We start from the raw sequence: 13795 nt of genomic DNA, 5'->3' as shown, positions 1-13795 counted from the left end.
TTTATGCCGGCTATTGTTTTTTATACATATAATTTTTTAGGATAAATGATCAACCTAGAACGATATGGAGGAGTATAATGCAACAAATGTTAGATTTATTTAAGAAAAAGAAGTTTTTATATACATTTGCCTTTTTACTTCCGTTTTCCATTTATAGTGTAATTTTCATGTTGCTTGGTGTTGCACCATTTGGCCCAAAGTCCATTCTTGTGACAGATTTACATTCGCAATATGTACAATTTTACACGTATTTGTATGATGTTTTAAAAGACGGAAAAAGCATATTTTATAGTTGGGAAGGCGGAATGGGGCTCAACTTTATTGGGGTATTCGCCTATTATTTAGCAAGTCCATTTTCTATTTTAATTCTTTTCTTTGATCGTGCGCATATCCCAGAAGCGATTATGTTGATGACGTTATTAAAGGTTGGATTAGCTGGCACAACGATGACATATTATTTAAGTCATATGATGAAGCGCCGAGAAGTTGCTATTACGCTATTTTCAACTTTTTATGCATTAATGTCGTTTGTAACAGTGTATTCGTTCTGCGTGATGTGGTTGGACAGTATTTATTTACTTCCGCTCATTTTGCTTGGTGTTGAAAAGATTTTAACAGAGAAGAAATGGATGTTATTTACGTTTAGTTTAGCTCTTACATTTATTTCAAACTTCTATATTTCTTATATGGTAGGAGTTTTTACATTCATTTATTTTGTAGCACGATATTGTGTACTTCACGATATTCGAAATGTAAAACTTTTTATGCAAAGATTTGTTTGGTTCTGCCTCGGAACAGGATTGGCAGGGGGCATGTCTGCGTTTATTACGTTACCAACATATATGGATTTAAAAAGTAATTTTGTTGAGCGGGCAAAGATCCCATTTTCAACAGCATTTAACTTCGATCCATTTGAGTTTTATTCACGATTCTTTAATGGAATCATTGATACGACAGTAAATGGAATGCCAAATGTTTATGCAGGTGTATTAACGATATTACTTGTGCCGCTATTCTTTATTACAAAGAAAATTTCGTTAAAAGAAAAAATTGTATATGGAGTAGTCCTACTGTTCTTAGTTCTTTCTTTTGAAATTCCATTTTTAAATATCGCTTGGCATGGTTTTGAGCCACCAACGAATTTCCCATATCGCTATTCATTTACATTCTGTTTTGTACTGATTTATGTAGCGGTTCGAACATTTATGGTGTTTGAAGAAGAGTTAGTACCAGCCTTAAAGAAGGTTGTATTCTTTAACATATTTATGTTGTTGTTACTTGGAAAAGTAGCACCGAGCTATATGCAATCGAATAAAATAATGTTAAATGCATTTTTCATTGTTGTATATGCATTACTGTTATTCGGTAAAGTACGCCTGAAGAAAAATAAAGCAATGATTTCATTCGCTTTAGTGGCTGTGGTAGGCCTTGATGTTGCTCTTAATACGGTGTATATGGTTAAGTTAATGGGGTATGAGTACGGTTATATTAATCGTCAGGAATACGCTTCTCCATATCCAAAATACGAAGAAACGATCCAAAAAGTCGCTGAGAAGGATAAAGGATTGTATCGTATGGAAACGACAAGAGGTGTTACATGGAATGATGCACTGCGTTTTGGGTATAAAGGTGTAACACACTTTAATTCTGTAGCAAATGGACATTTGAACCTATATATGCAAGATTTGGGCTACGGCTATTTAGAAGCACTCATCTTACAAAACGGTAAAGGGATTATTTCTACAGATGCACTTCTCGGAATGAAGTATATGATTTCAGACGAACCACTTAACAAGTATGGATGGTCTGAAATTGATCGTGTAGGTACGAACTATGTATATGAGAATAAAAATGCTCTTCCATTTGGATACATGGTAAACAAAGATGAATTTGATATAAAAGGGAAAGATAAGTTAAAGGTTCAAAAAATTAACTATGTAAATTCCTTTACAAAGCAAAATGAATTTATTGGAAAATTAAATGGACAAGATGTTAGCTATTATAACCCGCTTGAACCAAGTGCTGTAGAATACAATAACTTGGCAGTTGTAGAGAATGAAAAAACGAAGCAACAATTAGCGGATGAAAAGAAAAAAATGGCTCAAACAAACCAAAAGCCAATTGAATTAATAAAACAACAAGATGGACAACCTGCTAGCATTAAGTATGTATTTGATGTAAAAGGCAAACAGCAGTTGTATACGAAATTGCGTGTCGAACCAACTGATGTGACAAAAGTGTATGTAAACGGAGAATCACTTGGTAAGAAATTTACAGAGTATCCACGTTACTATTGGAATAATGGTATTTTAGATTTAGGATATTTTGAAAATGAAAAAGTAGAAGTTGAAGTGAAAGTCACTCGTAATGCAGTGGAAATAGAACAACAATTATTCTATGGTCTTGATGTTGATGCATTTGACAAGCGAGTGAATGAACTAAAACAGCAGCCTCTTGAGGTAACGAATTACACAAGTCGTACTGTAACAGGAAAGATTGATACAAAAGAAGATAATTATTTATTCTTATCGATTCCATATGATAAGGGCTGGAAGGCAACAGTAGATGGAAAAGATGCAAAGTTACTGAAATTAAATGATGCGTTCCTTGGAATTGAATTATCCAAAGGCACACATACAATTGAATTGAAGTATACATCTCCAGGATTTATGCTCGGATCTATAGTGTCTGTTATTAGTTTCCTTATAACACTCATATTTGGGGTTATCGTTTGGAAGAGAGGAAAATAATGTTGTAAGAGAATCCTCTCCAAGTAGGAAGAACAGTGCCTGCTTTGAGAGGATTTTTTCTATAAATAAGTAGTATGTTAAACACGATAGAAGGGGGAACGTAAGATGATAAAGATATTAAGAAGTTTACAGGGTATTCTTTTCTTCTTAGTTCCATTTGGAATATTGCTTACCAGTTTTGCGTTGTTTGGTGTGTATCCATTTGGAGAGTATTCAGTTTTAATTAGTGATTTGAATACACAATATGTTCAGTTTTATTCATATTTACATAGCGTATTTACAGAGGGAAGTAGCCTGCAGTATACTACCCAATTGGGTGGGGGAATGAACTTTATTGGGACATTCGCTTATTACTTATCGAGTCCATTCTCGCTACTGCTATACTTCTTTAACAAGGAGAGTATCCCAGAATTTATCTTTTTAATTACGCTTTTAAAAGTTGGATTTGCGGGCGTAACGTGTGGTTGGTTTTTACGTTATTTGATTGGTAAAGAACATAAGGGGTTATTATTATTCTCTACGGCATATGCATTATCTGGTTATGTGATGGCCTATTCATTCCATGTTATGTGGCTAGATGGAATTGTATTATTGCCTGTGATTTTTATTGGGGTTGAAAAGCTTTTACGAAACCAAAATGTGATTTTCTTTACAATTTCATTAGCGGTTATGTTCATTGCTAACTTCTACATTTCATTTATGCTCGGGATCTTTACATTCCTTTATTTTGTCATTCGTCTTTTCTCAAAATATGAGATAAGAAAGATAAAAGAATGGTTTAAATATTTCATTTTATTTTGTTTAGGTACAGGACTAGCGGCAGGAATGGGAGCCGTTATTATTTTACCGACTTATGAGGCTTTAACAAACAGTCCATATAATGTTAGTTCAGTACAGTTTTCATTTGAATGGAATTTAGATTTATTAATGTTTTATTGGAAATTATTATCGGGAGGATATGATTCAAGTTTATTTGGGATTCCTAACGTATATGTATCGACACTTGTATTAGTGTTAGTACCTCTTTATTTCGTCAATCGGGAAATTAAGAAAAAGGAAAAGTTTTTGTTTATAGCGCTGTTTCTATTCTTGATTTGCAGTTTTGCCATTCCATCCTTAAACTTAGCTTGGCATGGAAATAAACCACCAAATGCATATCCGCATCGTTTTGCATTCGCCTTTGTCATGCTAGTTATTATAATGGCAGCGCGAGTGTTTCAACATCTAGATCGTAAGTATATGAAGCCATTATGGATTTTTTATGTTGTGCATCTGGTCCTACTATATAGTCTGTCTGTAAAAGATGCTGAAGTCATTCATAATAACATTTTAATTTTCAATGCAGTGTGTATTACGATTATGACCGTTTTACTTCATATTAGAATGATGAAGCCAACGCTTTCTAAAGTAACAACTACCTTGTTATTGGCATGTTTAATCTTTGATATAGGATTCAATACAAGTACTTATATTGATGGGCTTCATAAAGAAATGAAGTATGCAAAACATAAAGAATATAAACTAAATAAAGAAACGAGAAACGCAATTCAATATGTAAATGAAATCAATTTAGATCATCAACGGGTAACTTCTAAATATTACCGAACATTAAATGACTCGTTGCAATATGATTATCCAGCTTTCCAAACGTTTAATTCAATGGCGAATGGTGGTTTTCATCGCTTTTTAAAGAGAGCGGGATATTCTACCTCTCCGGATTTCTTAGTAGCAAATAACCATGGAGATACGTTATTATTAGATGCGATTTTACGCATTGGTTACAGACTGGAAGATGGGCATTCTCCGGAATATGGATATGAACAAATAAACCAATTCAATTTTGTACATGTATACGAAAATAAAAATATTATTCCATTCGGTTATCCAATTGAACAAACACCTAATAAAGATGAAACAAATCCTTTCATCTTCCAGGAACAATTAGTTGGTGCAAAAGAAGGAACGTTATTTAAAAAATTAGAAGAGCCAAAGATCACGCTACAAAATATGGTTGCTTCAAAAGAAGAAGGAAAATATGAAAGAGTAAATAAAGCGGAACCTGGTTATATGACGCTTCAAGTAAATGTCCCAAAAGAATTGCAACTATATGGGACAGCTGAAGGGATTGAAGAGTGGAAAGATCTATCAGTAAATGATCACTATACGAATTATTTACCACCAGACTTAGAGCAAACATTAATTGATTTTGGATATTTCCCTTCAAAAGGTGTAGTAACAATGAAAATCAAGGTTGAAAATAAAGATGTCTTTTCATTGAAAAAGTTAAACTTATACGGATTAGATATTGAAAAATTCAATGAGACAATCGCGAGTTTACAAAAAAACACAATGAAAGTTACTGAAAACACAGGGAAAATGGTCAAGGGAACGATTCAACTAAAGAAAGATGCAACATTTGTATTCCCGATCCCTTATGATAAGGGATGGACAGTTACTGTTGATGGAAAAGAAAGAAAGATGGAGAAAGTAGCTGATGGCTTATTAGGAGTGAAGGCTACAGAGGGAAATCATGAAATTGTCCTCTCATTCTCTTCTCCAGGTTTTAACTTAGGTTTCATCTTGTCGGGTATAAGTATTGTGCTGACAGGGCTATTAGCGGCTTGGCAAATGAAAATATTTAGAAGGAAAAGTAACTAGAACGTAAAAGAAGCTACTGAAATATCAGTAGCTTCTTTCTATTTTTTTAGGATATAAATAACCAATTGCTAAGAAGAGATACAACATAAATATATTGTTTTCTAATATGTTGTAAAAAGCACTACCTATAATGGCACCAACCATTATGTATAAAAGTAACGGGGAGAGTGCATGTTCTTTTTTGAATGGCCATATAATCGAGAACACCCCTAATGTAAAGATGAAGATTAAAATGGTACCAATAATCCCTGTCTCTGCAAGGACTTGAATGTACTGGTTATCCGAATAAAAGTTCCATGTAATATCGTAGTGCTTATAAATTGGTGAAGAATGTGTTTGCGTAGCAGCATCACCAAATGTACCAAAACCATATCCTGTGATTGGTTTGTCCTTGAAAATTTCTATTGCTTTTTTCACATAATAGATGCGCCCATCTTGCTTACTGAGTTCAACAGTTTCTTCTGATAATGCTTCTGAAAAACGTTTAGCTCCAAGAGCATCGCCTTCTAAATAATTTGTTAAAGAAGAGATACCTGCGGCAAATAAGGATGATATGAGCAGCACGGAAAGTAATGATTTCCAATACGGTATACGTCGATGAATGATGATATAAACAGCTGCAAAGAACATCACTGTTAAAAAGGCGCCGCGTGAATATGTTAACCATAAAGTCGTTGCGATAAGCGTGAGTCCGATATAGACGATATATTTCATTTTGGCCGAAGCATTTCGTAACAAATAGAGAGAGACGAGAAATGCTAATATTAAATAAAGGGCTAATTCATTTGGCCCACCAGCCATCCCATATATACGTATTTTATTTGTAGGGGCTAGCACGAGCTTTTCCCACGCTTCTGGAAGAAACATACTTCGAAGCGAGAGTTTTTCAATTAAACCATGTATTGAAATAATTACAGAAGCGATGAATGTTATTTTTGCAAAGAATAGCAAATCATCGTGCTGGAAAGAAAGCCGCGATACAATATAGAACACAAGATAAAATAGTAAAAGGGTATGCATTTGCATTACAATTGCTGCAAGCGAAACGCCATTTAGTATTCCTAAAATAGCTCCAAATAAACAAAATAGAAAATAGGCAATCTCAAAGTAATGAAATGAGAATAGCTTTGCAATATGATGTCGATATTGTAAAACTACCTTACATAATAAAGCAAAAATAATGAGAAAACCGATCAATTTGAATCCAGCGTTATAAGCAGTAAGAAAAGGACGCATCGGAATAAATAATAATAAATAAGCAATACCGAGTTTTTCATCTCGGAAAGCAGAGACTGCTAATAAAACTGAAATGAATAGCCCGGTATAAGTTGATGGAAATAGTATTCCAAGTGTAACAAGCAAAATGCTTAGTATTATATAGTGAAATCGAGTAAGTTGTATCATATATAGTCTCCTTTAACATGATGATATGCGATAAATATCGTTCACTTCTTGTATCATTTTAGAGAAAGTGAAGTTTTGTAAATAATATTCACGTCCGCATTCTGCCAAGGAATGATATAGTTTTTCATCTTGTAATAATGTTGCTAGGGCAGTTGCTAATTGTTGTTCATCTCCATATGGGATAGAGATGCCAGATCGCTCTGGCACAATAACTTCTGGTAACCCACCAATATTTGTCGCAATCACAGGTTTTTTCATGGCGATTGCTTCGATTGCAACGTAGGATAGTCCTTCGTTTTTTGACGGAATTACGATGATATCATGTGCTTCGTATTCTTTTATAATGTCATCTTGAAAACCTAATAAAGATACGGAATCGTTTAACTGTAACGTCTCGATTAAGTTCTCTAATTGGCTTTTTAATGGCCCATCTCCAATAATATTACATTGCCATTGTAAAGACGGATATTGTGTTTTTAACTTGTATAAGCTTTTCACAAAAAAAGGTTGTCCCTTTTCCTCACTTAGTCTGCCAATTACAGCGATTTTCATCGGTTTATGAAGAGTAGGTAGCGCATTGGAATAAGGGTCTTCTAAACCGTTATAAACCATTTTTAATTTATCTTTTTGGACACCTTTTTCAAGTAGCTGTTGTTTCATAAATTGTGAAATGCAAATAATTGTGTCATTGTAACGAGTAAAAAACGAGTTGCACAATCTTAAAGGTCGTGCCATTGGAACATCGACATGATATGTCCAGATGACACGTATGGGTGCACCTAACATCTTCGCTAAGATTGCAATGTAATTTTCACGTAAAAATTGTGCATGAACAATATCCACTTGTTCTTTTGCGATAACTTTCTTCAGTTTTCTGGCAGCTTGTATATCAAAAGGATGATTCATTTCTATACGATATATGGGTATGTTTAGTTTTTTAAACTTATGTAAGAAAGGGCCAGGAGTAGAATATACAAGAACACAACGCTTTGGATCAATAGATTGAATTAAATCTAGGACATATTTTTCCGACCCACCGTCCCCGACATAATTCAAAAGGTACATAATTTTATTCATTTATATCCTTCCTTTTACCTAAAAATAGCGATAGCAATTGTTGTAGCTCTTTTACTCTTAATATGTAAGTAATAAGTAAGTAAATGATAGCACCGACTGTTATTGCTAATAAGATAAGTAATTTTGTGTCATGTGAGAAATGAAGCAGTAGTTTGGAAGCATACAAACTTACAAAAGATGCAACGGTACATTTTAATAAAAAGCTAGTGTAGTGCAAATTTATCTGTTCTTTCTCTTTCATATACTTTTGTAGCATCCATAATAACAGAAATACTGTACTTACTGATGCAATAGAGGTTGAAAGTGCTGCACCAGCCAAACCAATATAATGAACGAGTATGATACACAAGATCACATTAACGATCATAGAAACGATAGATACGTACATAATATAACGATTCAGCTTGAGTGAAAACAGCAAGCGATCAAGTAAATCTTTTAACGGTTGCATAAGAGCTGCGACTGCATAAAATTGTAGTGCAGTTGCTGTAAGCGCAATAGAATCTTCTCCAAATGCACCGTAGTTATAAATCATTTTTACAATTTCTTCAGTAAAGAATGTAAAGTAGATACAGACTGGAATAAATAAAAATAATAATACTTTAATATTCATTTCAATGAGCTGAGTAAATGCTTTCCAATTCTCCCCGTTTACATATTCAACAAATTTTGGGTACATTACTGTCAAGACAGGAGCGGCAATTAATCCAAGTGGAATAAAATACAACTTTTGAGAGTAATTAAGGGCTGCAATCGATCCTTCTCCTAGTCCAGAAACTAACGTCCGATCTACAAGTAAATTAATTTGAATGGACACACTTGTAATGAATGCAGGAACACTTAAAACCATCATTTTTTTTAAGGAAGGATCTTTCCAATCAAGTAAAAATTGATAGTGGTATCCTTCGCGTCTAGAAGCAATGTAGACAAGTATAGTTTGTACGATATTTCCAAGTACAACACCTAATGCAAGTGCATAAATTCCAATCCACTGTACGAGTAAAACGAAGATAAGCAGTGTAATTCCATTTAATACAACCCATTGTATACTTGTAATTCGAAATTTATGTAAACTGTTTAAATAAGCATTGAAGATATCAATAAAAAATGTACAAAATACAGTTGGGAAAATGATTTGCAGCAAGTAGGCTGATAATACTGCTGTTTGTTCAGGTAGACCATGTGCAAACATTTTAACGAAAAAATGTGGCTGTAGTTCAATGAACAAAAGCGGAATAAGGAAAATCAGTAAAATAATATTTAAAAAGTTATTCATAAATCGATATGCTTTAAGAGGATCTTTCCCCTTTAATTCCATGAAAATAGGAACGAATGAGAAAGCAAATGCCCCCGTAATACCGGTGAATACAATTGTTGGTATATTTAAAGCAACTACATATGCATCTACAGCATAATTTGTACCGAAATAAGCTCCGAGTGTAATTTCTTTTGCAAATCCAAGTAATTTGCCTAAAGCTGTCCCAAGTGTGAAAAATAATGTTACGATGAGAAATCTTTTTGCCTTATCTTGAGAGGCTGTTCCTATCATTAATAATCAATTCCTTATACGATTTTAATTCTTTTCAAGCATAATTTATTTATATGTAAAAATCAAATTTATATCTAGTAAATAAGCGATGTTTTAACAGAAAAGGGTGTGTCTAATAAACCTCTAAAATAAAACAAGTGGAGAAAAACGGTTTGTTTTTCTCCACTTGTTTTTATGTCTTTTTGATTTTCTTTTGAAGATAGTTGGTGGATGGTTTGGATCCATGCAACAATTACAAATTCGACATAGAATCGCTCCATATGTTGGAACAACTCTTTTTTAATGTTATTTCGAGACTTGAGAGCGGCTTTATCTCAAAGTTCAATGATAACTCCCGCTTGGTAAACTTTTACTTTATAGTGCCGAATGCGACTGCCTGTAAGCAGAACTACGAACAGCATAATATATACGAGGCGCGATAATGGCACCAAACATTGTAAAGATGACATCTTTTACAGCAAACCACATCATAATTTTCCAAGCCGCTGTGTAACCCATATTTCCGCCCATCCAAACGTTTACAGCTACATACATATAAGTGGTACCAATGATATAAGTTAAAATAATTCCTATAGCAGATGCAATTGCAAATGTAGCAAACTTTGGTTTTTCTTTCTGTTCTACTAGTTTTCCTGTTATATAAGCAACAATAATGAATGCGATAATAAAACCACCAGTAGGGTCTAACAGTGCGCTAAATCCAGCTTGGAATTTAGCGAAAATGGGTGCTCCTGCAACGCCAAGTAACATATAAACGGTCATAGACAAGGCACCGAGTCTGCTTCCAAGAAGAAGGCCTGCTAAAATTGCGAAGAATGGTTGCATCGAAAGAGGAACACCAGCCACTTGTAAAAACGGTGCCCATGATACGATATTCGCACCGAGTGCCATGAGTGCTACAAACATAGCCGCTATTGATAAATCTAAAGCACGTAATTGTTTCATAATGTTAACCTCCTGTTGTAGTATGGTTAACATTATAGTAGCTAATCAGTTTATCCATTGTCAATCAAAATATTTTGATAAGTAGACTTCAATGAATCCCTTAGTAATGTGTATGGAATACGAAATTGCGGAATTCCACTTGAATAAGGTGCGATTTCATATAATGAGAAATAAATGACAAGGTTATTTGGTTCTAAAAAGTAGTTGAATTTTTTTGTACTCATTACTTTTTCAGTTGCATCTGGGAAGTAAATATTTTCGTTTTGTTTAATCTGTCTAACGATTTCTGTACGGATGATATCTTTATAGTTGCTGCCCTGTTGAAATAAGTCAGTGAGACTGATGAGCTTCTTTTCATGTAAGTCAAACGTATTTGCTTTCCATGTGTATATGCCATGTGCGCCCCCTGTATATTGATAATAATTTACATATAAGCTTAGCAAAGGGGCGTTTTTTAGTGTCACTTTATAATCGACATTTGCAACATAGGGATGAAAAGGAGTATTTGATTCTTGAAATTCTTCATAGTACTTTTTTGCATCTTTTGCTATTGTTTTTTTAAAACGATCAGCCGTTGTTTTATAGTATGTATTTAACTTTTGCTGAAACTTTTCATCATGAAAATTATGAAAAGAAGGTCTGCTAATGTCATACTCTAAATATGGTTTCTTACCTTTTTGCGTGACAGGCTTTATATCGATTGTCAGGTTAGAAGGGTGGGCTGCATTTGTACAATTTGGTACAATAATGAGCAAGGAGACGAAGAGGAGTAGAATACAGAATTTGTTTTTCATCTAGATAGAACCTCCTTATGTAAATGTTATGGATAGTTTGAAATGAAACAGGTAAAATTATACATTTTTAAATAAGAAAAAGGGGGAAGTAGTATGCCGAAAACATTAATGGATGCACTTGGAATTGAACTGTTAGAAATGACAGAGGATAAAGTGGTAGCAACGATGCCAGTAGATGGACGCACACACCAACCATTTGGTTTTTTACACGGTGGTGCATCGGTTGCGTTGGCGGAAACTGTAGCGAGCGTAGGAGCTTATAATTTAATTGATCAAGAAAAATGTATTTGTTTTGGACTTGAAATTAACGCGAATCACATTCGTTCCAAACGCGATGGAATTGTAACAGCAATCGGCATGCCAATTCATAAAGGGCAAACAACAATGGTTTGGGATGTGCGAATCATTGATGAGAATGATGACTTGCTTTGTATTTCAAGATGTACAGTTGCGATTAAGGAAAAAAGAAGTCAATAGAGAAATCGCATTGTAAAGGTATAGTGATTTCTCTATTGGAGAGTTATCAAAAGCATTTTGAACAGAGGTTGCATATGTGAAAAAGAGGCATCCCACTGGTGGGTGCCTCTTTTCTTATTTCCTTACCTTTGGAATTAAATTTCCTTCTAAAAATAAGTCAGAAGTTGTTAACCTGTAATTCACATTCTCAAAATCTACCTTCGATAATCCATTTTCTTGTTGTTCCGTTTTAAAGTTCCATACATTTTCTTCATTAAAGGAGCCAGTTGTATTTAAGAAGATATAATCTCCTTTTGCAAAGGAACCATCTCGGAATGGAACGTAGTGATTTTCGCTATTTTGATCAAATAAAGGCTGTCCTAAAAAATATTTATCGTCTTGTGAAACGCCTAATAAATATAAAAGTGTCGGTGAAATATCTAAGTGCCCGCTCGCTCGTTCATCAACTACACCTTGTTGGTTTGTGAGTGCTGTGCTATGAATAAGGAACGGTACCTTATCAAATTGACGATCAAATTGTTGTGTTAATCCGATTTTTTCTAATTCCTCTAATGGCAATCCCGCATCATGGTCACCATATATTGCGATTAGAGAAGAATCGTATAGTCCTTTTTCTTTTAGAGTGTCAATGAAAGCGCCAAGTGCTTTATCGAAATAATGAGCAGAATGAAGGTAATTCCCCATTAATGAGTCCTCTAAATCCCCAAGCTGTAATTCGCGGTGCTCTGGTGGTAATTCAAAAGGATGATGATTAGTTAACGAAATTAAAAAGCTGAAAAATGGTTGTTTTAAATTTGGTAACGTGTCTCCCATTTGATTTAGAAAGTCCATATCAGATAATCCCCAGCCTATATTTTCCCCAGACTTTAAATTGCTTGCAAATAAAGATTTTTGAAATCCTAGACTTCGGTGCATAAATGCCCTGTTCCAAAAATCCCCTTCATAGCCATGGGCTGATAATGTAGAATATCCATGTTCTCCTAAAATCAATGGTAATCCTTCAAAAGTATTATCTGCAAAGTTAAAATAAATACTTCCGTTAAATCGTGATGGATGCATGGAGACTAAAGTTGTAAATTCTCCATCGGATGTTCTTCCTTGGTCTGTTTGATCAAAGAAGTTAGGGAAGTATACACTTTCCTTTTTTAAGCGGTTTAAGTTTGGTGTAATTTCCTGATCATCAATAGTTAAATCGATGACAAAATTTTGAAGAGATTCAGCTTGAATAAGAATGAGATTTTGACCTTTTGCTTTTCCAAAAAGGTCACCTTTTGTAATTTCTTTATTTTGATTGTGATACCATGTCTTTACCTCATCCACTTTTTCTTGTGAGACTTCTTCTTTCAATATCATATTATTAACATAATTGTAAATATCAAATATGTGATAGTTTATAATCCCTAAATGATCTGTTACCCATATATTTGAAAAGCGGGCATTGGCTATTCCCGCTGCTTCTACATACTTATATCTTTCTCGGAGAGGAATGCATATAAGTAGTACGATTATCAAAAATACAATAACGTGACTGATAAAGCGTTTAGATTGCGAAAACCAATTTTGTCTAGACATAATGATGTAAACAATAATTAGCAGAGGGATATCGACAAAATAAATGATATCTTTCCACTCAAACAATGTCCAAATGCTATCTGTTAAACTAGATACTTGCCCAGATTGTTTAATTAAGCTAATAGAAAGTAAATCATGAAAATAGCGATAATAAATGATATTAGATAGCAATAATAAACTACATAAGGTATCTAATACAAGTATAGAAATTATGCGCCACTTTTTAGAGAATAGATGGAAAATTACTGGTAATAACAAGATTTCCAACAACGTAATATAGGTTCTAGTTGCTGATGGTTCTGATAGGAAGGAAGTGTAAAACAGCTGGAGCTTCCACCAAAGAAAAATTGTAAAAATAATAAGATCTAATTTTGATACTGTAAACCTTTTTAAATATGATAATAATGTAGACATAAAAAAACCCCTTTTTCTATGAATCCCTAGTTGCAACAAAAAAAGCCTATAATGAATTGCTTTCATAATAGGCTTTTTCTTATTGTAACATAAAATAGGGAACATTCTCCAAAGAATGAGAGACTGAACAGAAGAGATTGCTTCTATTCCTGTAA

At 33.9% G+C, this 13795-nt stretch carries 9 protein-coding genes; 3 read left to right on the top strand and 6 right to left on the bottom strand.

The window, feature by feature from the left end; genetic code table 11:
- Nucleotides 1–77 precede the first annotated feature (77 nt).
- Together ACX5JI_RS13935 and ACX5JI_RS13930 are read left to right on the top strand one after the other, a co-directional pair.
- On the top strand, nt 78–2750 hold the full coding sequence (locus ACX5JI_RS13935; protein ID WP_459501644.1) for a YfhO family protein: 2673 nt from the start codon (nt 78–80) through the stop codon (nt 2748–2750).
- Nucleotides 2751–2855: 105 nt separating this feature from the next.
- Complete coding sequence (locus ACX5JI_RS13930) at nt 2856–5408, top strand: YfhO family protein (protein ID WP_459501643.1); 2553 nt, start codon at nt 2856–2858, stop codon at nt 5406–5408.
- A 24-nt stretch (nt 5409–5432) separates the two neighbouring features.
- On the opposite strand, the gene ACX5JI_RS13925 is transcribed toward ACX5JI_RS13930, so the two are convergent.
- From ACX5JI_RS13925 to ACX5JI_RS13905, 5 genes are all read right to left on the bottom strand, one after another.
- On the bottom strand, nt 5433–6812 hold the full coding sequence (locus tag ACX5JI_RS13925; protein WP_459501642.1) for an O-antigen ligase family protein: 1380 nt from the start codon (nt 6810–6812) through the stop codon (nt 5433–5435).
- A 12-nt stretch (nt 6813–6824) separates the two neighbouring features.
- Nucleotides 6825–7889 carry a glycosyltransferase gene (locus tag ACX5JI_RS13920; RefSeq protein ID WP_459501641.1) on the bottom strand — a complete coding sequence of 355 codons (1065 nt, stop codon included), beginning with the start codon at nt 7887–7889 and terminating at the stop codon, nt 6825–6827.
- The gene (murJ, locus tag ACX5JI_RS13915) at nt 7882–9438 is read right to left on the bottom strand and encodes a murein biosynthesis integral membrane protein MurJ (RefSeq protein ID WP_459501640.1); all 1557 of its coding nucleotides are present in this window, start codon (nt 9436–9438) and stop codon (nt 7882–7884) included. Before murJ ends, ACX5JI_RS13920 begins: the two co-directional genes overlap by 8 nt.
- A 354-nt stretch (nt 9439–9792) precedes the next feature.
- Complete coding sequence (locus ACX5JI_RS13910; protein ID WP_459501639.1) at nt 9793–10383, bottom strand: biotin transporter BioY; 591 nt, start codon at nt 10381–10383, stop codon at nt 9793–9795.
- A gap of 50 nt (nt 10384–10433) precedes the next feature.
- Complete coding sequence (locus ACX5JI_RS13905; RefSeq protein ID WP_459501638.1) at nt 10434–11177, bottom strand: DUF3298 and DUF4163 domain-containing protein; 744 nt, start codon at nt 11175–11177, stop codon at nt 10434–10436.
- A 93-nt stretch (nt 11178–11270) separates the two neighbouring features.
- Here ACX5JI_RS13905 and ACX5JI_RS13900 point away from each other — a divergent pair, with 93 nt between their 5' ends.
- A complete protein-coding gene (locus ACX5JI_RS13900) occupies nt 11271–11654 on the top strand; it encodes a hotdog fold thioesterase (RefSeq protein WP_459501637.1) in 384 nt (127 codons plus the stop codon).
- A gap of 114 nt (nt 11655–11768) precedes the next feature.
- Here the strand turns inward: ACX5JI_RS13900 and ACX5JI_RS13895 are convergent, their stop codons facing one another.
- Nucleotides 11769–13640, bottom strand: coding sequence for an LTA synthase family protein (locus tag ACX5JI_RS13895; RefSeq protein ID WP_459501636.1), 1872 nt, complete (start codon nt 13638–13640; stop codon nt 11769–11771).
- Between the last annotated feature and the right edge of the window lie 155 nt (nt 13641–13795).

The sequence above is a fragment of the Bacillus sp. C1 genome, assembly GCF_054570475.1.
This window is presented reverse-complemented; position numbering and strand designations above follow the sequence as displayed.

Coding starts and splice junctions, on each gene's coding strand:
- ACX5JI_RS13935 (WP_459501644.1), top strand. CDS start 78: ATGCAACAAATGTTAGATTTATTTAAGAAAAAGAAGTTTTTATATACA.
- ACX5JI_RS13930 (WP_459501643.1), top strand. CDS start 2,856: ATGATAAAGATATTAAGAAGTTTACAGGGTATTCTTTTCTTCTTAGTT.
- ACX5JI_RS13925 (WP_459501642.1), bottom strand. CDS start 6,812: ATGATACAACTTACTCGATTTCACTATATAATACTAAGCATTTTGCTT.
- ACX5JI_RS13920 (WP_459501641.1), bottom strand. CDS start 7,889: ATGAATAAAATTATGTACCTTTTGAATTATGTCGGGGACGGTGGGTCG.
- murJ (WP_459501640.1), bottom strand. CDS start 9,438: ATGATAGGAACAGCCTCTCAAGATAAGGCAAAAAGATTTCTCATCGTA.
- ACX5JI_RS13910 (WP_459501639.1), bottom strand. CDS start 10,383: ATGAAACAATTACGTGCTTTAGATTTATCAATAGCGGCTATGTTTGTA.
- ACX5JI_RS13905 (WP_459501638.1), bottom strand. CDS start 11,177: ATGAAAAACAAATTCTGTATTCTACTCCTCTTCGTCTCCTTGCTCATT.
- ACX5JI_RS13900 (WP_459501637.1), top strand. CDS start 11,271: ATGCCGAAAACATTAATGGATGCACTTGGAATTGAACTGTTAGAAATG.
- ACX5JI_RS13895 (WP_459501636.1), bottom strand. CDS start 13,640: ATGTCTACATTATTATCATATTTAAAAAGGTTTACAGTATCAAAATTA.